The sequence below is a fragment of the Kangiella aquimarina DSM 16071 genome, from assembly GCF_000374105.1.
GTDB classification, from domain to species: domain Bacteria; phylum Pseudomonadota; class Gammaproteobacteria; order Enterobacterales; family Kangiellaceae; genus Kangiella; species Kangiella aquimarina.
Genome location: NZ_KB893650.1, coordinates 789,378 through 812,302, shown reverse-complemented (window position 1 = coordinate 812,302; position 22,925 = coordinate 789,378). Strand labels below are relative to the sequence as shown.

Below are 22,925 nucleotides of genomic sequence, written 5' to 3'. Positions count from 1 at the left end.
AAGAATATTGCGATATTAGCTCAGCCTACTATAGGACTCACTTATGAATAAAATGTGAAACACTTAGGCTGGCAAAGGGCTTTATCAAACTCAAGGCGCTAATTTTACTGCATAGATGAGGACTTGATGCGAGCCTTGAAACAATAATTGTAACAGGATATTAAGAAAGCTCTCCAAATTTACTATCTATAGAGTATTATGCATGCAGGAGAGTCAGGCTATGGTCTCAACACAATAACTAATACAAAAAAATAGAGGCTGGCCTAAATTAAGAGGTAAATAACACTTAAGGGGATAACCATGAGTAAAGCATATTTGGCCACCATCTGCTTTCTGGCCACAATACTGGTAACAGCTTGCCAGCCAGATGACCAGCAACAGCAGGATGATAGTCAAAAAACCCAGGTTTCCGAGCATGAAACACTGGTTAAGCCAATTGCCAATTCAGACACTGAATCAGATACTCTTTCTGAAGAATCTGCTGAACTCGATGCTGCAGCATTCGAAAGTGACTACCCGGCAGAAATTCCAACTGGTCGCTTACCTGGCCTGGCCCGTCCAACCATGTACTGGCTTGAGCTCACCATTGATCCGGATCAGCCAAATTTCAGCGGCAAAGTATCCATTAATGTAGAGTTGGACACTCCATCTCAGCATCTGTGGTTACATGGAAGAGATATTACCGCACAATCCGTTAGTGCTAAATTAGCTGATGGCAAAATCATTAATGGTAGCTATGAGGAAGTCGACCCAACGGGTGTTGCCAAGCTTACTTTTAATAATCCATTACCCGCCGGTAAGTTTGACTTAACCATTCAGTACCAGGCTCCATTTAATGAATCGTTGGAAGGCTTATACCGTGTCAATGACGGTGGATTAAATTATGCTTTCACACAATTCGAGGCCACATCAGCACGTCTTGCTTTTCCTGGCTTTGACGAGCCTGCTTTTAAAGTACCATTCAACTATACGATAACGGTTCGAAGTGAGCATAAAGCCTTTACCAGCACTCCTGCAGTTTCCGAAACGGATCTGGGCAATGGCTGGAAGAGAATTGTCTATGCACGCTCTAAACCGATGCCGACCTATCTTGTGGCATTTGCAGTGGGCGACTTTGATGTTGTCGAGTGGAAAGCCATTCCGCCAACGAAAGTAAGAGAGCGCGAAATACCTCTTCGCGGTATCGCAACCAAAGGCAAGGGTAAAAAACTCACTTATGCTCTTGAGAACACCAAAGACATTTTGAATGGCCTTGAGGAGTATTTCCAGATTCCTTATCCATACGCCAAACTCGATATCGTTGCAGTACCGGACTTTAATTTTGGTGCGATGGAAAATGTTGGCCTGATCACCTATCGTGAGCAACTGCTGCTATTTGATGACACCATTTCTCTTGATCAGAAGCGCGCCTACATTAATGTGCATGCGCATGAGCTGGCTCACCAATGGTTCGGCAACCTGGTCACGCCTGAATGGTGGGATGACATCTGGCTCAATGAAGCTTTTGCTACCTGGATGGCTCACGTCTCCAATAACAATGTCTACCCGGAGCAAAAATTCCGCCAAACCCTATTGGAACGTTCTTTAGGTGCCATGCGTCAGGATAGCCTGATTCACGCTCGTCAGATCCGCCAACCCATTGCCAGCAACCACGATATCCAGTCTGCATTTGATAGTATTACCTATTCAAAAGGCGGCGGCGTTCTGAGCATGATTGAGTCTTTCATGACGCCAGAAGAATTCCGTGCCGGCATCCAGCATTACATGAAAAAACATGAGTTTGGTGTAGCGACGGCCAATGACTTTATTACTGCCATTGGTGAAAAGTCTACTAAGGTTCCGCTTGAAACCATTCGCTCGGCCTTTAACAGTTTTCTTGAACAGCCCGGCATCCCTTATTTAGAAGTGGAATTAAGCTGTAACAATGAGCAGGCGATGGTAAACCTAACTCAATCACGTTATCTACCGATAGGGTCAAAAGGCTCCAGTCAACAAAGCTGGGAAGTACCAGCCTGTATTGAATATGCTATTGATGGAAATCAGCACCAATATTGCAGCGTTATAGATAGCGCTGAATACAGTTTTGAAATTCCTGAAGCAGGCTGTCCAGAGTATGTTATGCCAAACTCAGAAGGCGCAGGTTATTATCGTTTCTCAATGTCTGGCGAAAATTGGCAGAAGCTACTCGATAACAAAGACCAGCTTTCCACCGAAGACATGATCTCAGTTAACGATAGCTTCTCGGCTGCGATTAACGCCGGGAAATTAAGCTTCCTCGATCTTATCGAAATTGCCCCTCAGATCATCGACTCTGAGTCACCGCGTGTAGCGATGGCTCCAACCGACCTTCTAAGTTTCGCTTATGACAAGGTTGTAAGCTCAGAAGAGGACAAACAGATCCTTGCAAGTTTAAACCGCGACTTATACCAGTTAAAACTGGAAGAGCTTGGTCTCGTTACCCGCAAAGAAGACTCTGTTGATCAGGTGCAGATGCGTAACGCATTGGTCGCCTTCCTGGCTCAAAAAGGACAGGATAAAAACCTTCGTCACTATCTGACTAAAATGGCAACTGACTATACAGGCTACCAGAGCGACAGTGCCTTGCATCCTGATAAAGCCGACAGCAATGTAATTAATACAGCCATGGCCGTTGCGGTTGAAGAGCTGGGGGTTCCATTTGCTGAGCATCTGCTGACACAACTTAACGAATCCAATGATGGAACCGTCCGCGGACGTATGTTAATTGGTCTAGGCTCAGTTGAAGACGAGGAATTTGCGACCGAATTGCGCGAACTGATCTTGTCGGAATCATTACGTGACAATGAAATTTACTACATTCTGATGGGACAAATGGAAAGCCAAGAACTGCAGGACGCCATGTGGGATTGGTTTAAACAAAACATCGATGGTGTTAAATCAAGAATACCGCCATTCGGTCAGAATCGTTTACCAGTAGTAGGTAATATGTTCTGCTCAGAACAAAAGAAGAAAGACTTTATGGCTTTCTTCGAACCTATTGTACAGGAGCTACCCGGTGCACCTCGCTCCTTCGATCAAACGGTAGAAAATATTGAGCTGTGTATTGCCAAAGTTGAACATCACTCGGAAGGTGTTATGCAATATATTAATCAGCAAACTGCTCAATAAGCAGTAATCGAAAAAAAAGCGCTCGAAGGAGCGCTTTTTTCTTACTTTTTCAATCCTTATTTTTTTAAACTTTCTCCGCCAATATCTTCTTTTGAATGAGCACTATACACACAGCGCCATATGCAAAAGCAAAAGCCAGAAAGCTATTAATATCATCAAACAGTGAAAACAGATAAGGTGCAATTCCTGTAGAAATAATCATGACGGCAGAAACCAAGGCTCGTATAGCGCCCAGGTGAGTACTGCCGAACACTTCGGCATAGAATGAATTAACCACAGGCCCATTGGTTGCCACCGTGGTTCCGGCCAGAATCATAAAGGCCAATAACCACCAGTCGCTTTGCCCATACCACAAACAAGCAACACCCAATAATAATGGCAATAGATACCAACGCAGGAATTTACGGGGATGAGATGCATCAACCAGTGGTCCTGTAACCAGCGCACCCACAACATGAATAACTCCGTATGTGGCCAGGGTAATCGACAACCACTCTATTTCCCAGCCCTTACTATCCACTAGTAACGTCTGGTGGAAAAAGATACCTGTAATTAAAAAAGCTGGCGCGATGATGGCCGGAAGAATAAACCAGAAGCGCCAATCCGACATGACCTGCTTGCGAGACCAGTCAGTATTATCCGATACATCCTCAACACCTTCAGTATCGCGCTCTATAGGTTTGAGTTTGGCTTTATGCAAACACCACATCATAAATGGAAACATTAACAGGCTGCTAAGCAGTGCATACAAATGCCAGCTGCTGGTATGCCCATAATTAAGTAACAAATGCACGGCCATGATCGGCAACACAATCTCACCAGCCCCCATTCCCTGCAGGGCAAGGCTGACCGCTTTTCCGCGATGATTGGGGATGTAGCGCATAAGTGTGGTTACTGCGATATGAGTCATTAGCCCCTGACCGCACAACCGAATTCCAAGATAGGCAATAAACAACATCCAGAGATTGGTGCTATTGGCAAAGATGATACAGGCGAGAACCAGCCCAACGACCACAAAGCTGGTGAATTTTTTCACTGGAATGTCGTCAATTTTGGCGCCCACAAAGAATAAAGTAAAGCCACTGATCAGTGTTGCCACCGAGTACACCAGACTCAAATTGTCCTTCTCTAACAAGAGGTTGGTGATTAAATCCTTATTAAAAAGCGAAATGAAAAATGTCTGCCCAAGATTGCCAAGGAAGACGCAAAGGAAACCAAATAGCAGCAGATATTTATTGGATTTAACGAATTGGAGGTAATTCATAAGCACCAAACGTAAGGTTCATGAGTGGTTGTGGAGGCGTATTATAAAGATTGTCGAGCGAGAACTCTAACCTGCTACCTCCAAGCATAAAAAAAGGCACCAGAGGCACCTTTCTTTTTTACTCTAAATTAATTATTTAAGCCAACCTCTGGTTTTACTGAAGTTCGAAAACCACAACAAGAAGATACCCACAATAGCTAATACCGCTGGCAGAATGGCCGCTTGAGTACCCAGCAATGCAATGCTTTCACTCATAAACAGGATGTAGCTGGCCTGTACTAAAATAGCCAACAAGGAAATAAGGAAAAATAATTGCGAAACACTTTTTTTCAACAACAAGAGTACGCTGGCCAAAGCACCTGAAAAAACAGCAGTGGCGAATGCAGCCACAACCCAGGAGGGCGTAGCATTATGCAGTTGCTGCATTGCTTCGCTCATCTGTGCAAATTGCTCCTCGGTAATCAAACGCATACTGATATATTGGAAAACTCCGACAAGATTCCAGACCAAAGCCAGTATCGCGATAATCCAGTACCACATTGGTAATTTATTCATTTGACTTCCCCCATTGATATATTATTGTTTAAGCCTTTTGTTTATACCCTAGTCATAGCAGAAATCGCAAACGGTTATTCCTGCTGCACTTCCTTAAGACCCAGCGCTACCCATGATGACAGCAAACACATTAATGCCATCACAATCATTACCGCTCTTAATCCAAAGTATTCTGCAATGACGCTGAATACGGCACCGGCCAATAACAAAATGCCAATAATGGTGTTAGACAAAGCGGTATAGGCAGCTCTATTTTCCGCATCCGCCATATCCACCAGATGAGTCGATCGACCCAGTCGAACACCGTGATAGGCAATCATCAGTAGAAATAGCAGGCCAGGCAAAACAGCAGAAATCTGTAGCCAGCCCTGCCAATCGAATCCGGCAGTCAGCGCTAGCGCCAATGCGGCAAATAGCCCTGAATACATCAGAACTTTACGGCTCGAGCGATCAGATAAATGTCCCCAAATGTAACTGCTTAATAAACTGGCTAATGCCGATGCCAATACCAGTGGTCCAAGCCCGCTGAGCAGGTTGTTGAAACCGCTCTGTTGCAACCCATTACCGCTATCAGTATTGCCACTTAAAGCCACCATAAAAGGCGGAGCCAATGCTGTAGCAATCAGTAGTCCTCGAACTGTAATAAAACGAATCAGTTGCTTATCTTTTACCAGCAAAGAAAAATTTTCTCTCGCCACCGTCAATGGATTACCGCCGCCTTCGGTTGCACCTTTTTCTTCTGCCAAGCTGCTAAACATCACACTGGCAAAAATCCATAGTGCGCCAGCCACTAATAAACCAGCAATGACCAGACTTTGCTTTTCTATTAAGCCGGAACTCAGTAGCAAGGCAAAGGCAATTACTGCACCCGCGGCAATTGAGGCCGCCAGTCCTGTTGTGCGACCACGCATTGACTTGGAAACTGTTTTGCCTAATACGTCTTTATAGGACACAGAGCAGACACTGCGGGCAACCGCAAGAATGGCCAGCAAGATTAAGATTGCCCAGCCGGCTGTGGTCGCTTCCAGTAACAAAGCACTCAGAGCCATGCCTGCTGCACAGGCTCCCTGCACAAAGCTACCAGCAGCCCACGCCCACTTACGTTGCGGTAGACGTCTCAATGCACCTGCAGTGAATAGTTGAGGTAATAAAGCGCCTGCTTCACGAATCGGCACTAATAAACCAATCATGAACGACGACGCGCCCAGCGCTGACAATAACCAACTGAGGATGAGCTTAGGATCTATCAGGCCATCCGCAATTTTGGTTGAAGTCAGGGATATGACATGGGTGACAACATTTTTAGGTTGATGGCGGCAAGCTGTTTCTGGAATGTCTTTACAGACGCGGCCATCGTCTTCTGAAGTGAGGGATTGGTAAACCGCCTCCACAGTGGAGGCGGTATTTTTTGAGTTGGATTGAGCTTTTGATGACTCAGTCATAAAACTCCTGTTGTTTATTTATTGCTATGCCAGACTTAAGCCTGATTAATAAACTGGCGCAGTACGTAATGCAAAATACCACCGTTTTTGTAGTATTCGAGCTCTACGCGCGAGTCGAGTCTTGATATGGCCTCAAACTTGATGACTTTGCCTGACTCGTCATTAGCGACTGCTTCTACCTGAACGGTTTGACCGGTTTCGATGCCTTTATCTAACCCTAGAATGTTAAAGGTTTCATCACCACGCAAACCCAGTGTCTCAGCATCTTCTCCCGGCTTGAACTGCAACGGAAGCACGCCCATACCGACCAGGTTGCTGCGGTGAATACGCTCGTAACTTTCAGCAATCACGGCTTTAATACCAAGCAAGGTTGTGCCTTTTGCTGCCCAGTCACGCGATGAACCACTGCCGTATTCCTTACCGGCCAAAACCACTAATGGTGTATTGCTTTCCTGATATTTCATGGCTGCATCGAATACCGTCATGGTTTCACCATTTGGAATGTAGCGTGTGTAACCACCCTCTTTATCCACCAACTGGTTTTTAATACGAACGTTGGCAAATGTACCGCGCACCATCACCTCATCATTACCTCGACGTGACCCGTAAGAGTTAAAGAGTCGCTTCTCAACACCTTTATCCAGCAGGTATTTTCCAGCAGGCGTGCTTTCAGAAAACCCACCGGCTGGTGAAATGTGGTCAGTGGTGATCGAATCACCCAGCTTCAGAAGAACCCTGGCGCCTTCAATATTGCCAGGCACATCGATTTCAGGTGTCAATCCTTTAAAGAACGGAGCCTGTTTGATGTAAGTGGATTGGTCATCCCACTGATAAACTTTGTCTTTGGAAACCTCAAGGTTTTTCCATTGCTCATTACCTTCGAAGATTTCACCATAACTTTTCGCGTAATCAGCAGGCGATAACACCTCGCTCATGATCTGTTGAATCTCTTCATTACTTGGCCACAAATCTTTGAAGTAAACCGGCTTATCATCAACCGTATAAGTCACTGGTTCGCTATCAAAATCAATATCAACCCGACCAGCCAGTGCATACATCACCACCAGCATCGGCGACATCAGGAAGTTCATCTTAACGTCAGGGTGAACACGTGCTTCAAAGTTACGGTTACCCGAAAGAACCGATGAGACCACCATATCATTTTCTTTCACCGCCTTACCGATGGCATCAGGTAATGGTCCTGAGTTACCGATACAGGATGTACAGCCATAGCCAACCAGGAAGAAATTAAGCGCTTCCAGATCATCCAATAATCCCGAGTGCTCAAGATAATCAGTGACAACTTTTGAACCAGGCGCCAGCGATGTCTTAACCCATGGCTTTACTTTTAAGCCCATGTCATTGGCTTTCTTTGCCACCAGACCAGCACCCAGCATCACGCTTGGATTGGAGGTATTAGTACAGGAAGTAATTGCTGCAATGGCGATTGAACCGTCGTGTAGCTGGTAATCTTCGCCCGGAACATCGACGGTTTTAATAATCCCTTTGTCGTTATCAGCAGGAGTGCGATCTTCTAATAACTGATATTTACGACCATAGTTCAACTCCATCAACGACTGGAACTGAGCTTTTAAGTTGGTCACTTCGATTTTGTCTTGCGGACGCTTAGGACCTGAGACAGTAGGCACCACAGAGCTTAAATCCAGCTCAACCACACTGCTATAACGAATCTGATCTTCGTCAGCACGCCACAGCATATTATTCTTACAATAAGTTTCAACACGATTAATCACGGCTTCATCGCGATTGGTGTCACGCATGTAATCCAAAGTGCGATCATCAATCGGGAAGTAAGTCACCGTACAACCAAATTCAGGCGACATATTGGAGATCGTCGCGCGATCCGTAACTGTTAAGTTATCCAGACCATCGCCGAATACTTCAACAAACTTGCCAACAACGCCATGCTTACGTAACAACTCAGTAATGGTCAGGACCAAGTCAGTTGCAGTTGTACCAAGCGGCAAATTACCGGTAAGTTTCAAGCCGACCACTTCCGGCATGATGAAATAAATTGGCTGGCCAAGAATTGCCGCTTCCGCTTCAATGCCACCAACACCCCAGGCGACTACACCAATACCGTTAACCATCGGAGTATGCGAGTCGGTACCGACCAAGGTATCCGGGAATAATGCACCATCTCTTTCCACTATGCCTTGAGCAAGATACTCAAGATTGACCTGGTGACAGATACCCATGCCCGGTGGTACTACCGTGAAGTTATTAAAGGCGGTCTGCGCCCACTTGAGGAACTGATAGCGCTCACGATTACGCTCATATTCCATATTGATATTTTGCTCAAGCGAAGATTTGCTACCGAAATAATCCACCTGAACCGAATGGTCAATCACCAGGTCAACGGGAATCAATGGATTAATCTTTTTGGCGTCAACTCCATGACGGCTGGCTTCCTGACGTACTGACGCCAGATCAACAATCGCCGGCACACCAGTGAAATCCTGCATGAGTACGCGAGCAGGCTTATACGGCACCTCTTCCTGCTTTGGAATCGGTTCCCAGTTTAATAAAGTATCAATATGCTCATCAGTAACGCCCAGTCCGTCGCGGTTGCGCAGAGCGTTCTCTAAAAGAATTCGAATCGAAAAAGGAAGCTTTTTAATGCCGTGACCTTTCTGGTCCAAAGCAGCCAGACTCCAAATATCAAAGCTTTTTCCACCAACTTTGAGTTGCTGCTTACAATCTTGTGCTAAGTTGCTCATTCTTGTCTCCCTTCTGGTAACTAATTGTTAAATCAGACAGTTATATGCGTATCACTATAGCGCAAACCGGCCACGGAATGGAAATAAACCCATGTAAATTGTGTGCTTATTAGTGCTTTATGAAAGATTTAATCTAACAAATACAGCCTTAGCGAAAACTAGCCTGAAACAAAGATTCTGGTATCATATGCGCTTTGTATTCTCGCTGTCGGACAGCCACATTGCTGACAGGGCAAACTCTTAAATAGGATCTCCTGGAATGAAGCTCGCAAACACTGTTTTAGCGGTTAACAATGACCTTCCAATACGTACCAATCAGCCGGTTCATAGCGGTAAAGTAAGATCCGTGTATTGGCTCACCGAAGAGGACAGCAAGCGCCTGATTCATGAGCGAGGTTATAATGTTCCCGCTGAAACGCCATTGGCCATTATGGTCATCAGCGACCGTATTTCTGCATTTGATGCTATCTGGCATGGTGAAGAAGGCTTAAATGGCGTTCCGGGCAAAGGCGCAGCTTTAAACGCCATCTCAAACCATTGGTTTAAACTGTTTCGTGAAAATGGACTGGCCGACAGCCACATCCTTGAAATCCCCCATCCTTTTGTCTGGATAGTTCAGAAAGCCAGTGCTGTTAAAATCGAAGCCATTGCGCGTCAATATATCACTGGCTCCATGTGGCGAGCTTACGAAAAAGGCGAGCGCGAATTTTGCGGTATCCAGCTTCCCGATGGATTAGAGAAAAATCAGAAGTTGGATGACCTGTTAATTACACCGTCGACCAAAGGCATCCTCAAAGGCATTCCGGGCGTACCCGAAGCGGATGATGTTAATGTCACACGCCAAAACATTGAAGACAATTACCAAGCCTTCAATTTCCGCAGCAAAGAAGACATTGCACTGTACGAAAAATTATTGAAAGAAGGTTTTGACGTTATCAGTGGCGAGCTTGAAAAACTGGATCAGATATTTATCGATACCAAGTTCGAGTTTGGTTATGTGACCGATAAAAACGGTAACGAGAAACTGATCTACATGGACGAAGTCGGCACACCAGATTCTTCACGCATCTGGGACGGCAAAGCATTCCGAGAAGAAGGCAAAGTTGTCGAAAATTCTAAAGAAGGCTTCCGTCAGTTTCTGTTGAATCATTTCGAGGATCCAGACATCCTGCTAAACAAAGAGCGCATGGACGAACGTCAGGCTCTGGCTCGAGACAACGAGCTACCCGTTGAAGCTTTAATGGACGTTTCTAAAACTTATATTGGCATTGCTGAAAAGATTACCGGCAAGAAAATTGAATTATCGGACAATCCAAAAGCAGAGATTATCAAGATTCTAAAAGACGAGTATAAGCTAGTAGATTAATGAGCTTTTAAAACTGGTTAAATTAAAGGCGGGTTATCCCGCCTTTTTTATATCTAATTAAAGTCACTGGATCTCTCGGTAAGTGACCGAAGGAAGTGCCTTTGGTAGCGCGGACATAGTTACTGGATCCCGCGGTCAAGCCGCGGGATGACGGAAATTAATAATCACTGAGTATAACTTCAAAAAAAGTGCTATTTGTAGCACCAAACGACACTTGATCTAATGTAAACTAAACCATAACAAATACTGTCATCCCGCGGCTTGACCGCGGGATCCAGTCAATTAAATAATTTCATCATACAAATCCTTCCAGTCAGGATTCGTTCCCTCAATCAAATCCAGTTTCCACTTTCTTTTCCACTCTTTTAGTCTCTTCTCTTTTTGAATCGCAGAATAAGAATTCCCATGTTGTTCATAATAAACTAACTGATGAACCCCATACTTTTGAGTGAAACCTTTTACAACATTACTTTTGTGTTGCCACACTCGCTTAACTAAATCAGAGGTGACACCTACATACAATGTTCCATTTCTTTGATTTGCCAAAATATAGACGTAAAACTGCTTATCCATTGCAATCCTTCATATTTCCTTATTAAACAGCTCTGGAGCTCGCGATTAAATCGCGGGGTGACGGATCAAAAGTTAAAGTATTTTAAAAACCTCTCCCGCCTTACCTGCTATCTGATAATCCACCACCGAACTATTAGTGGGTTCAGGATTGATTTCGATGACGGTTGCGCCTTGGCTTTTGGCCAGTGCGGCAAGACCTGCGGCGGGATAGACCTGACTGGATGTTCCTACCGATAAAAAGAGGTCGCAGGAATAGGCAGTACTTTCTGCTTCACGCCAGGCCTTATCGGGGAGTGCTTCGCCAAACCAGACGACGGAGGGTCGCACCTGACCTCCACACTGCAAACACTGAGGAACATTTTCGATTCCTTCAACAGATTCCTGATGCGTTTGTCCACACTGAAGACAATGATTGCGCCAGATGTTGCCATGCAATTCGGTGACAGGATCGGAGCCGGCTTTTTGATGCAGGCCATCAACATTTTGGGTGATTAAGCTGACAACTTGATTACCATTTTGTTGTGATTCTTTTTGCCAGCGCGCTATGGCGAGGTGGGCGGGATTGGGTACTTTATCTTTGTTGACGTCGCGACGCCATTGATACCATTGCCAGACGGTTTGAGGATCTTTTAGAAACCCATCAATACTGGCCAGCTGTTGTGGGTCGTATTGACTCCAAAGACCTTTGCCTTCCTGTGCGTCGCGAAAGGTGGCGATACCACTTTCAGCTGAAACGCCTGCGCCTGTTAGAATACAGACGCGTCTGGCGTTTTTTATGCAGTCGATAACTTCCTGATCGATGTGCATTGACTATATTTCTATTTAAGTTGACTTAATTAACCGTTATTTGCTGTCAGGACGTGGATAGTTATCAGCTAGTTCCTGATACAGCAAATGTCTAAAGTCATCTTCCGATGAATCTAATTTGTCGAGAATTTCTACCAGTACTTCATTATCTTCACGGCCATGCCATTCTTTAACGTAAGTACCTTCTTTATAACCATGATCCTGACGGAAAAAGTTCAGCGTATTTTTACCCACATAGCTTTTAAATAACTCTTCAAATGGCATCTCCATTTGTTGCATACAGCCGGCAAAACTGGAACCATCAAAATGCTGATACATCACTGCCTGACCTGCCATAACTTCAAGCGTTTGCTTAAAGTCATCTTTAACGGTTGGCTCTAACATTTCATTGGCCAGTTCTTCTGCAATAGCTTCAAAAGAAGCTTCACCATCAATTCGAGAGCTTAAGCCAAAATGAAAAATATCAACCAATTCCATCTTCACCTGTTCGGCGTCTGGCTTTTGATGTTTCCACCATTTCCAGCCGTAGTGCTCCAACATTTCAGCACATTCAATCCAGATGGCGCGATACCACTCAAAACCCTGCTCGAACCATTGTTCATGAACTTTAGAGTTCATGGCATTTTGCATTTCAAGCATCACTGCAATCTGTCTAATCATTGTATGTTTGTCTGGCATAATCTTACCCCTGAGTCTTCCTGTAATTTTTACCAATTTTTATGGCGTTTAATTAATTCATAAGCCGCTTTAATTTCCTGCGTCTTTTCGGTTGCCATTTTAATCATCTGTTCGGGCAACCCTTTCGCTACCAGTTTATCAGGATGATGCTGTGACATCAGCCGACGGTAAGCCCTTTTTACAGTTTGCTGATCATCGCCCGATTTAACGCCCAGGACCTGATAGGCCTGCTCAACACTTGGTCCACTGGCTGGTTGGTAGCCTGGGCCGCCATGTTCACCGCCCTGCTGTCTTGAATGTTGATAGAATCGTTGTTGGGCCTGAACCATTTTAATCAGCTGGTCGATCATAAAGGCCGGGAAGCCAAGTGACTTGCCCACTTCATGCAACACGGTTCTTTCCTGTTGATGCACAACGCCATCAGCCATTGCCATGCTGATCTGAACTTCCATGAACATTTGCATCAGATTACGTCGACGCTGACATTCGCGCTTAAACTGCTCAAGCACGCCATGCAGATCAAAATCTCGCTCTTTGCCCTGGCTGAACAGATCAATTGCCAGCTTACGGGCCGTTTGATCGAGCCCCATGCGACGCATGACTTCTTCTGCATGCCGAATTTCGGTTTCGGTTACTCGACCATCCGCTTTGGCAATATGGCCCATCACAGAAAATGTCGCGGTAAAAAATGCTGCCTGCACTCGCTCCTGCGAACCCGGCTCTAACCCGTCATCATTTTTCTTATCGATCTGGTGGCCTACAACACCACCTAGAATGGCGCCAATCGGGCCCCCAAGGGAGAAACCTATGACACCACCTAATACTTTTCCAAACCAACTCATATTTATTTATCGTTCTCTAAATTAAATTCAATGGTCTTCAATTTTCGCTGGAAACTTTCGTTCAATTTTTGCAGACGCTCGGGTGTACCGATATCGTGCCAGCGACCTTCATACAAATCATAAGTTACTTCTTCTTGCGCCATCAGTTCTCGCAACAGTGGTCCTAATGGAAAAGCTTCATCTTTTGGCAACTCTTTAAAGATATGCGGGTGGTAAACACCAATTCCAGAAAAGGTCAGTTTAGGATCGCCTTCGGACTTAACCTTGCCGCCTTCAGTGACACAGAAATCGCCTTCAGGATGATGTTCAGGATTCGGCACCAACACAATGTGGGCACTGTTTTCTGGAGCTTTTGCTATTCTGGTGTAGTCCATGTCAGTCCAGACATCGCCATTAATAACAATAAAGGGCTGGTCTTCAAAAAAATCCAAAGCTTTACGAATGCCACCGGCGGTTTCCAGCGCCTCTTCTTCAGGTGAAAAACTTAAATTAACGCCCCAATAGGCCCCATCCCCCAGGTACTCTGGAATGAGATCGCCCAACCATGAGGTATTGATGATGATCTCGCGAATGCCAGCTTCCTTAAGCGCCTCAATGTGCCATTCGATCAGCGCCTTGCCATTTACTTTTAATAAAGGTTTAGGACGCTCATCGGTCAGTGGGCGCATTCTCTCGCCACGCCCAGCGGCCAGAATCATGGCTTTCATGCACTGACTCCCAACGCATCTTCTTCAATACGTTTGCGATAGAGTGGCATTATGGTTTCCGCTAACCATTGATGGAAATTGGCCATTTGAGGATAGTTTTCAGCTTGCTGAAGTATATAGTTGAGGGTTAAAGGGATATCTTTCAAGTAACCGGACTTGCCATCGCGGAAATTTAAGCGGGAAAAGATACCGGCAACCTTGATATGGCGCTGCAAACCCATCCAGTCAAACCATTGCATAAACTTTTGTTTATCTAGCGATAGCGGGGACTGCTCAATGAAATATCCAACCCACGCCTGGACTTTGTCCTGTGGCCACTGAATATAGCAGTCACGCAGCAGAGACAGTAAATCATAGGTCACTGGCCCGTAAACGGCATCCTGAAAGTCTATAATTCCAGGGGGCTGGCCCTCGACGTACATGATATTGCGCGAATGATAATCACGATGCACGAACACCTGTGGCTGCTCTAATGCGCTATTCTTCAGCTTGACAAACGTATCATCCAGCAGCTGATGCTCCTGCTCTGACAGTGGGTAATTAAGATAACGCCCCAGGAACCACTCGCGAAACAGCTCCATCTCAGTATTCAATAATGCACTGTCATAGGACGGTAGCGAGTCTGCATCACCTATGGCCTGCATGGTAATCAGACTATCAATCGCATCCTTATAGAGAACATCAGCGCTCAATGCAGAATCAGAAGGATTTTGCAGTAAAGGCAAATAGAGCTGGTCGCCGAGATCGGAAAGCAGCATAAAGCCATCGCCAAGGTCATAATCAATGACCTGTGGCGCATTGACCACTTTTAGCATGTTGGCAACTTTTATGAATTGCTCAGAGTTTTCGTGTTCAGGCGGGGCGTCAACGCAAATCCAGCTGGTATCATCACTTTGCCAGCGAAAATAGCGACGAAAGCTGGCATCACCCGACACCATGCTCCATTGCATTGACCCAACTTGAGGATTTAAATGACGAATTTTGGCGTAGGCCCAGAGTTTTAGTGCTTCTTGTCGGCTATCTTTTTCCATTATACGTTTTCAATTATGCAAATAAGCGTTTATCATTGTGCCATTCTATCACTTGGTCACTTTCCGCGCTCTGATACCTAGGAAACAAAGCGATGGTGGCGCGTAGCGGAAGGTAAAATAACGGATACATGGTAAGCAAGAAAACTCCTTGGGTACACCCTTTTTTAGCGACAGGCTTTCTATTTGCCGCATCCAGCATGCCGGCAACTGTTTCTGCAGCTGAAAATCAGTTAAGCAATCCCGAAGCAACTCCGTCTACATCAATTACCGAGTCACAGAACGAATCGAAAGAGAATAATGACTCTGTCAGCAAAGACGTTGGCTTTAAGTTTCCGGAGTTTTACACCTGCCCTAGCCAGCCTATGGAGCCTATTCGCTATCAGGCAGTTCAAAGTAAAGAAAAGGGGCCAATCAAAGTTTATTCCGATCAGGCAATACGCGAAGGCGATACTGCCCATTTAACCGGTAATGTGGTGGTCTCTCAGGATGGCCAGCAATTGACCGCCAATAGCCTGACAGCAGACAACCTGTCACAAAGCTATAAAGCCGAAGGCGATTTGCTGTTTACTAATCAGAATTTTGTGGTGGGTGCAGACTACCTGACTTACCAGGCAGTAGAGGGCAGCACTGAAATCAGCAATACTCGATTCCACCTCTACAGTAACAACGGTAACGGTTCAGCAGAGACCATCACCATTGATAATAACCAGCTGCTGACTCTTTCCAATTCAGAGTTTTCAACCTGCCCAACCAATCAACGTAGCTGGGCCTTTGAGTCCGATGAAATTGTGATTGATCGCGAAAGTGGCTGGGGTAAGGCCTACAACAGCGTTGTAAAAGTCGCCGATGTGCCAGTTTTCTGGTTACCCTATATTACTTTCCCGATTGATGATCGTCGCAAGAGCGGCATTCTTCCGCCCTCCTTCAGCAACTCAGATCGCAATGGACGTGATGTCAGTGTGCCTTATTACTTTAATCTGGCACCCAACTATGACCTGACACTGACTCCTCGCTACATGACCTCGCGTGGTTCAATGTTAGGTACTGAGTTTCGTTATTTAACCGAAGCCAGCAATGGCGAACTGTTTTTTGAAGCTCTGCCCAATGACAAGGATCCTGATGCACTAGGTGACAAACGCTGGCAGTATGATGTTAAGCATTTGACTGATCTTGGTGACGACTGGACTACGGGCGTCAATGCACGCAAGGTCAGTGATGATGGCTATTATCAGGACTTTGGTGGCAGTCTTGAAAACAGTAACCAGGATATTCTGTCGCAAAACCTCTATATTCAGCATCGTAGCAAGGACTGGTTCTTCCGTACCGAATATAAAGACTGGCAGCTGCTGAATAGCCCTGTAGAACGTTATACCATTGCGCCACGCATGCAGATGACACGTTTCTTCGAGCCGGATGAAAATGGTTTTCATGCTAATATCCATACTGAGCTGACCCGTTTCGATAAAGACAATGCCGTTACAGCCAATCGTTATCATCTGGAACCCAATATTGGCTGGAGCCATGAAACACTTTACAGTTTCTTCCGCCCGCAACTTAAATATTCGGTAACTCATTATCAACAGGAAGATCTTACTGGCAATGTTGAGCATCTGACACGAACTTTGCCTACAGCATCGCTGGACACAGGCCTTTATTTTGAGCGATTCATCGAAGGTGACGACGAGCGTTACACCCACACTCTGGAGCCACGCCTCTTTTATCTGTATACACCCTATGAAGCGCAGAATGAGATTGGGGTTTATGATACCAGCTTGCCTACGTTCAACTTCACACAGCTATTCAGCAGCAATCGCTTCAGTGGTATTGACCGCATAGGCGACGCCAATCAAATCAGTGGCGCTTTGACCAGCCGTATACTCGACTCGCAGGGACGTGAAAAGGTATCCATGTCGCTGGGGCGTATTGTTTATCTGGCAGATCGTCAGGTTCAACTGGTTGATACCATCGGGCGTGAAACTGAAAAGCAATCAGGACTGCTGGCAGAGGTTAACTGGCGCTGGACCGACTCTATCGAATTTAAGTCAGTTATTGAGTGGGATGATCAGACTAATAATACGACCCACGGCCTGGTCAACATGCACTATGAGCCAGAACCTAATCATATTATCAATCTAGGCCATCGCTATCGTGAGCGACTCGATAGAAAGCAGGAAGAGGCAGAGCTGGCTTTTGCATGGCCGATCAAAGATAATTGGCGACTTTTAGGCCGTTATAACCAGGATTTAATTGAAAATCGAACCAATGACTCCTTTCTTGGTCTAGAGTATGAGTCATGCTGTTGGGCCGTGCGATTAGTGGCACGACGTTATTTGAACATCCAACTCGACAGTGAAGGATTTATCTTGCCGGGGCAAGAAGATGAACATAACTCCGGTGTCTTTTTACAGTTTGTCTTAAAAGGGATTGGTAGTCTGCGCGGCAGTACTACAGAGTTTTTAGAAGACAGCATTTACGGTTACGAAGATTTATTAGGCAAATAATCTATGATTTTAAAAAAAGCATTAGTTGGTTTTACTTTATGCCTTGCAGCATTTTCACTTCAGGCAGAAGTTATTGATAAAGTTATTGCGCATGTGGATGAAGACGTCATCCTACAGAGCGAGCTCGATCGCAAAATTGTCCAAGCCAAACAACAGATCCGTTCTCGCGGTGGCCAGCTACCACCAGAAGATGTGCTCAGAAAAGAACTACTTGAGCAACTGATTATTCAGAACCTGCAATACCAGATAGCTCTTCGCTCCGGCATGCAAATCCAGCCGGCTGAATTACAGCAGTACGCGAACCAAGTAGCGAAAAACAGTGGTATGTCACTCGAAGAATTCCGTCTTAGCCTTGCACAACAAGGTATTTCATACGAGTTATTCCTCAATGATCTCCGTAAGGAAATTTTAACGGGCCAGTTACGAGATGCTTTAGTTGCTCGTCGAATAAAAATTAGCGATAAAGAAATTGATTCATTGATTCAATCAATGAATGCTCAGAACCAGGTCGAATATAACCTTGGGCATATCCTGATCGCAGTCCCTGAAAATGCAGATGAGCAGACCGAAAGCCAAGCGAAACAGAAAGCATTGTCAGTCATCAAAGAGCTAAAGGCTGGTGCTGACTTTGCTGAAACAGCTAAAGCAGTTTCTAGTAGCCCAGATGCAGCTGAAGGTGGGGATTTTGGCTGGCGCACTGAAAGCACCATGCCAACCTTATTTGCCAATGTTGTTAGCTTTCTTCGAAAAGGAGAAGTGTCTCAACCAATTCGCAGCCCATCGGGTTTCCACGTTCTTAAAATCAAGGATAAGCGTGGTGACCAACAACACTTGGTTCAACAAACTAATGCACGACATATCCTGATTCGCCCAGACGCGATTACTACTGAAGCTGACGCCAAACAGCAGCTTTCCAATATTCGTCAACGAGTGCTTGCTGGGGACGCGGACTTTGCCGAAGAAGCCAAGAAACATTCTGATGACCCAGGTTCTGCCAAGCTAGGCGGTGACCTAGGCTGGAATAATCTTGGCGTTTATGATCCTGTTTTTGAGCAGACCCTGGCGAACCTTGAAGTTAATGAAATCAGTGAACCATTCCAGTCAAGCTTTGGCTGGCATATCGTTCAACTATTAGGCCGTCGCACCGATGACCAGACCGATGCCATGAAACGTCAACAAGCATTACGGATCCTTCAACAACGTAAATTTGGTGAAGAAGTTGAAAACTGGATTCGCGAGTTACGTGACGAAGCTTACGTGAAGAAAATCGTGGAAGAAGACGCTTGATAAAACCTGCAAGAATTCTGATTACGGCAGGTGAGCCTGCCGGAATTGGACCTGAAATTGTTATCAAACTGGCGCAGCTGGATTATTCTGATCAACTTATCGTCTGCGCCTCACCTTCCTTACTTAAAGAAACCGCCCAACAACTGCAACTTCCTCTGACATTAACAGAGTTTGACTCTAAGCAATCCCCTGCAACTCATCAGCAAGGACACCTATGGGTCGTTCCTGTTGAACTGGAAACGCCCGCCACTGCTGGCCGTCTTAATCAGGCCAATGCACGATATGTTATCAGGACATTGGAGATTGCCCATCAGCTGTCCGAGGATAAAGCCGTGGATGCAATCCTGACAGGGCCTGTTCACAAAGGAATCATTAACGAGGCAGGATTAGCTTTCACCGGCCATACGGAATTCTTTGCAGAGAAAAGCAATGTAGATAAAGTGGTCATGATGTTAGCAACCGAAGGACTGAGAGTGGCTCTAGCTACAACTCATCTACCGCTAAAAGCCGTTCCTGAGGCCATCACACCACAACTGCTACAACAGATAATTCGGATTTTAATACAGGATCTACAAAGCAAATTTGCTCTTGAGCGACCTAAGATTCTGGTATGCGGACTCAATCCACATGCAGGCGAAGATGGTCATCTGGGAAGTGAAGAAATCGAAACCATTATTCCTACTCTCGAGCGATTGAGGTCAGAGGTTAATGCAGAATTGATCGGCCCAGTGCCGGCTGATACTGCATTCCAGCCCAAATTTTTGCAGCAGGTCGATACAGTGCTTGCTATGTATCACGACCAGGGGCTGCCTACGCTAAAATATAAAGGGTTTGGCAAGGCTATCAATCTAACCCTTGGGCTGCCCTACATTCGCACATCGGTTGATCATGGCACCGGTTTGGATATCGCTGGCAAGAACCTTGCTGATATCGGTAGCATGCAATATGCGCTACAATTCACCCAACAATTGATTCGTAACAGTAAATCGAACTAACCACTTAAGTTACTAGCTCATGTCAAAATCTCGTATGGTCCAGGGTCATCAGGCCCGCAAACGTTTCGGTCAGAATTTCCTATCCGATAACCACTATATTCAACGTATTGTAGAGTCGGTTGCTGCTCAGTCAGATGATCGACTGGTTGAAATTGGCCCGGGGCTTGGCGCTATCACCGAGCACTTGGTGGATAAGGTTGCCGAGCTACACGTTGTGGAGCTGGATAGAGACCTCATTCCTCGTCTGGAGCAGAAATTTGCAAGCCGTGAGAACTTCACTATCCACCACGGTGATGCCCTTAAGTTCGATTTCGGGCAGCTGGCCGGTAATCAACAGATCAGAGTTGTCGGTAATTTACCCTACAATATTTCGACCCCTCTGATATTTCATCTGCTCAACCAACGTCAAAGCATCAAGGACATGTACTTCATGCTTCAGAAGGAAGTGGTCGAACGGATCTGTGCTCAACCTGGCACCAGCTCATATGGTCGCCTTAGCGTTATGACTCAATATTATTGCCAGGCAGACATGCTGTTTTTAGTCCCTCCCGGTGCTTTCCAGCCACCGCCAAAAGTTGAGTCGGCGATTGTACGCCTGCAGCCCTACAGCACACTTCCGAGTCCAGTTAAGGATGAGAAGCTACTCAATCAGATAGTTACGGCTGCCTTCGGACAACGCCGTAAAACCTTACGTAACAGCCTGAAAAACTTCATTGATGAAGCGGGACTGGAACAACTTGGTATTAAGCCTAGCGAGCGAGCAGAGCAGCTATCATTGGCCCAGTTTGTTGATATCTGTCGAAAAGTTGAACAAAATCAAGCGGATTAAGTGCTTGTTTGACCAACGATTTTGCCCCTTTACACTACTGGCTTCTTTAATTATCATGGAATTTCATGGAAATCACTCAAGGATATGGGTATGAAATCTAACACAGTATCGTATATGGAAGATGCACGTCGTTTTTGCCGCGTAACCGTTCACCTGCCTGTCGCAGTTCGTCAGCATGACTCGCAAGTGTTTTTAACTGAAAGCCTCGATATTTCAGAGGGCGGTGTATTAATCAAGAATAACCTTGGCGACAGAGTCAATTCAGGCGATGTAGTGAAAGTTCATATTGAAGGTATTCTTGGCGAAGATGAAAGCAAAATGATTCTCCATGCAATGCGCGTTGTACGCGTTGACGATGAAAAAATTGCCTTGGAATTTGTGTAATATCGTCGCTTGCTTAATCCCCTTAAAGTACCTCTCCTCCCTGCTTCAATGCTAGCTTCTTGCTGACCGATGCTTTTTTTTTAAATCGGTACGGGCTATCATGCTCACATTAACCACTATCCTTCTATACAACCTCAATGCAAGATTATCAAAAACAATTTATTGAGCTGGCGCTTAGCAAGAATGTTCTGAAATTTGGTGAGTTCACTCTAAAAAGTGGTCGTAAAAGTCCTTATTTCTTCAATACCGGATTATTTGATAGCGGCTATGACCTTGCCCAGCTGGGCCGTTGCTACGCTCAAACCATCGTTGAAAATAAGATTGCGTTTGATCTGCTGTTTGGTCCTGCTTATAAAGGTATTCCGCTAGTAAGCACAGCATCGGTAGCTCTATCCGAACACCATAACATCAACACGCCTTACAGCTTTAACCGCAAAGAGAAGAAAGACCATGGAGAAGGCGGTAATATTGTGGGTAGTGCGTTGCACGGCAAAGTGCTGATTATTGATGATGTTATTTCTGCTGGTACGGCCATTCGTGAATCAATTGATATCATAAAAAATAACGGTGCTGAGCCCTGTGGTGTGCTTATCGCCCTGGACCGACAGGAGCGTGGACAGGGTGAACTTTCGGCGGTTCAAGAAGTCGAGAGAGATTACGGTATACCAGTTTATTCAATCATCAAGCTGGATGATCTAGTGAACTATCTGCAACAGAACACAGAATTTGGCGACTTCTATGATAAAGTGCTGGCATATCGTCAAACATACGGCGTCTCTTCTTAACCGATTAATTATTGGAGCTTTATGAAAAAATCACTGCTTCTTGTTCTCACATTATTGCTTGTAAGCCAAGCTGCTTTAGGCAAAAACTTTTATCGTTATAAAGATAACGATGGACGACTTATCGTCAAAGATTATTTGCCGGATGAGGCTGTTATTGCAGGCTACGAGGTTATTAATGAGCAGGGACGTATTTTAGAAGTTGTCCCTCCAGAAATGACGTCCGAAGAAAAAGAAGCGGCCCGTATCAAGGAAGAGCAACTCGAAGCACAGCGAAAAAAGCAAATGGAAGAAAGACGTCGCGATATTCTCTTAATGCGTCAGTACAAAACCATTGAAGACATAAAACGTACTGAGAAAAACCAAACGGCTGCTCTAAGAGCCAATATAGATCTTCTCAATGGACACATCGCTAGCCTCAACAATAAATTACAGGAGTTACAAAATCGTGCGGCAAACTTCGAGCGTCAGGGCAAAGCCGTTCCTGCAAACACGCTTAAAGAGATAGATGCAACAAAGTCACAAATTCAAACCAATAACGCTTCAATATCTCGCTACGAAGAAAAGATAACAAGTATTGAGCAACAGTTCCGGAGCGACTTGGTTCGTTTTAAAGAGCTTCAGGCACAACAGCTAATCGAGCGAAATCGTAGCGGTGGTGATGCGACCAATCTCGGTGCTGTTTATAGCTGTCCGGATCGAGGGTCATGTGACAAAGCATGGAAATTTACCCAGATATTTGCCCATGAAAATGCCTCAAATAAACTGGAAATTGTTACCGATACCTTAATCGTGACAGGCAAAGCGCAGTCAGAAAATCAAATTTCATTGTCAATCACACGCATACCCGGTGAGAATGAAAGTATGCAAATCGTCATGGAAGTGAGCTGTCATAGCTCAGAAGCCGGTGAAAAGCTGTGTGCCAGTCAGGAAGTCACAAACCTCAAAAACCAGTTTGTCGACTACCTGACCGAAAGAGAATCTCTATAACAAT

Annotated in this window: 19 protein-coding genes; 9 read left to right on the top strand and 10 right to left on the bottom strand. The window is 45.3% G+C overall.

Annotated elements, in window-relative coordinates:
• Positions 1–300 precede the first annotated feature (300 nt).
• The gene (locus tag B158_RS0104020) at positions 301–3,147 is read left to right on the top strand and encodes a M1 family metallopeptidase (protein ID WP_018624070.1); all 2,847 of its coding nucleotides are present in this window, start codon (positions 301–303) and stop codon (positions 3,145–3,147) included.
• Between the two features lie 64 nt (positions 3,148–3,211).
• Here the strand turns inward: B158_RS0104020 and B158_RS0104015 are convergent, their stop codons facing one another.
• The 4 genes from B158_RS0104015 to acnA form a co-directional block, all read right to left on the bottom strand.
• Entirely contained in the window at positions 3,212–4,411 is a 1,200-nt protein-coding gene (locus B158_RS0104015; protein WP_018624069.1) for an MFS transporter, read from the bottom strand.
• A gap of 132 nt (positions 4,412–4,543) precedes the next feature.
• Complete coding sequence (locus tag B158_RS0104010) at positions 4,544–4,966, bottom strand: hypothetical protein (protein WP_018624068.1); 423 nt, start codon at positions 4,964–4,966, stop codon at positions 4,544–4,546.
• A 74-nt stretch (positions 4,967–5,040) separates the two neighbouring features.
• A complete protein-coding gene (locus tag B158_RS0104005) occupies positions 5,041–6,408 on the bottom strand; it encodes an MFS transporter (RefSeq protein ID WP_018624067.1) in 1,368 nt (455 codons plus the stop codon).
• Between the two features lie 35 nt (positions 6,409–6,443).
• Entirely contained in the window at positions 6,444–9,149 is a 2,706-nt protein-coding gene (gene acnA / locus B158_RS0104000; protein ID WP_018624066.1) for an aconitate hydratase AcnA, read from the bottom strand.
• Positions 9,150–9,408: 259 nt separating this feature from the next.
• On the opposite strand from acnA, the gene B158_RS0103995 reads away from it, so the two are divergent.
• Positions 9,409–10,515: a phosphoribosylaminoimidazolesuccinocarboxamide synthase gene (locus B158_RS0103995; protein ID WP_018624065.1), complete on the top strand. Its 1,107-nt coding sequence runs from the start codon at positions 9,409–9,411 to the stop codon at positions 10,513–10,515.
• Between the two features lie 282 nt (positions 10,516–10,797).
• On the opposite strand, the gene B158_RS0103990 is transcribed toward B158_RS0103995, so the two are convergent.
• From B158_RS0103990 to B158_RS0103965, 6 genes are all read right to left on the bottom strand, one after another.
• A complete protein-coding gene (locus B158_RS0103990) occupies positions 10,798–11,088 on the bottom strand; it encodes a GIY-YIG nuclease family protein (RefSeq protein WP_018624064.1) in 291 nt (96 codons plus the stop codon).
• Between the two features lie 72 nt (positions 11,089–11,160).
• On the bottom strand, positions 11,161–11,895 hold the full coding sequence (locus B158_RS0103985) for an SIR2 family NAD-dependent protein deacylase (RefSeq protein ID WP_018624063.1): 735 nt from the start codon (positions 11,893–11,895) through the stop codon (positions 11,161–11,163).
• 36 nt (positions 11,896–11,931) lie between these two features.
• On the bottom strand, positions 11,932–12,573 hold the full coding sequence (locus B158_RS0103980) for a dUTP diphosphatase (protein WP_018624062.1): 642 nt from the start codon (positions 12,571–12,573) through the stop codon (positions 11,932–11,934).
• A gap of 29 nt (positions 12,574–12,602) precedes the next feature.
• Positions 12,603–13,415 (bottom strand): co-chaperone DjlA, encoded by an 813-nt coding sequence (djlA, locus tag B158_RS0103975; RefSeq protein ID WP_018624061.1) that lies wholly within the window; start codon positions 13,413–13,415, stop codon positions 12,603–12,605.
• Positions 13,416–13,417: 2 nt separating this feature from the next.
• Positions 13,418–14,122 (bottom strand): N-acetylmuramate alpha-1-phosphate uridylyltransferase MurU, encoded by a 705-nt coding sequence (gene murU, locus B158_RS0103970; RefSeq protein ID WP_018624060.1) that lies wholly within the window; start codon positions 14,120–14,122, stop codon positions 13,418–13,420.
• Complete coding sequence (locus B158_RS0103965) at positions 14,119–15,153, bottom strand: aminoglycoside phosphotransferase family protein (RefSeq protein WP_018624059.1); 1,035 nt, start codon at positions 15,151–15,153, stop codon at positions 14,119–14,121. The genes murU and B158_RS0103965 overlap by 4 nt, the downstream gene beginning before the upstream one ends.
• Positions 15,154–15,281: 128 nt before the next feature.
• Here B158_RS0103965 and B158_RS0103955 point away from each other — a divergent pair, with 128 nt between their 5' ends.
• The 7 genes from B158_RS0103955 to B158_RS0103925 all read left to right on the top strand — a co-directional run bounded on the left by B158_RS0103955 (position 15,282) and on the right by B158_RS0103925 (position 22,921).
• On the top strand, positions 15,282–17,654 hold the full coding sequence (locus tag B158_RS0103955; protein ID WP_033413827.1) for an LPS-assembly protein LptD: 2,373 nt from the start codon (positions 15,282–15,284) through the stop codon (positions 17,652–17,654).
• Positions 17,655–17,657: 3 nt separating this feature from the next.
• Positions 17,658–18,941 (top strand): peptidylprolyl isomerase, encoded by a 1,284-nt coding sequence (locus tag B158_RS0103950; RefSeq protein ID WP_018624056.1) that lies wholly within the window; start codon positions 17,658–17,660, stop codon positions 18,939–18,941.
• A complete protein-coding gene (gene pdxA, locus B158_RS0103945; RefSeq protein WP_071989662.1) occupies positions 18,941–19,936 on the top strand; it encodes a 4-hydroxythreonine-4-phosphate dehydrogenase PdxA in 996 nt (331 codons plus the stop codon). The genes B158_RS0103950 and pdxA overlap by 1 nt, the downstream gene beginning before the upstream one ends.
• Positions 19,937–19,955: 19 nt before the next feature.
• Complete coding sequence (gene rsmA / locus B158_RS0103940) at positions 19,956–20,765, top strand: 16S rRNA (adenine(1518)-N(6)/adenine(1519)-N(6))-dimethyltransferase RsmA (protein WP_018624054.1); 810 nt, start codon at positions 19,956–19,958, stop codon at positions 20,763–20,765.
• A gap of 90 nt (positions 20,766–20,855) precedes the next feature.
• Positions 20,856–21,149, top strand: coding sequence for a PilZ domain-containing protein (locus B158_RS0103935; RefSeq protein WP_033413825.1), 294 nt, complete (start codon positions 20,856–20,858; stop codon positions 21,147–21,149).
• A 137-nt stretch (positions 21,150–21,286) separates the two neighbouring features.
• Positions 21,287–21,934 carry an orotate phosphoribosyltransferase gene (gene pyrE, locus B158_RS0103930; protein ID WP_018624052.1) on the top strand — a complete coding sequence of 216 codons (648 nt, stop codon included), beginning with the start codon at positions 21,287–21,289 and terminating at the stop codon, positions 21,932–21,934.
• A 21-nt stretch (positions 21,935–21,955) separates the two neighbouring features.
• Positions 21,956–22,921 (top strand): hypothetical protein, encoded by a 966-nt coding sequence (locus B158_RS0103925; RefSeq protein WP_018624051.1) that lies wholly within the window; start codon positions 21,956–21,958, stop codon positions 22,919–22,921.
• The last annotated feature ends 4 nt before the right edge of the window (positions 22,922–22,925 follow it).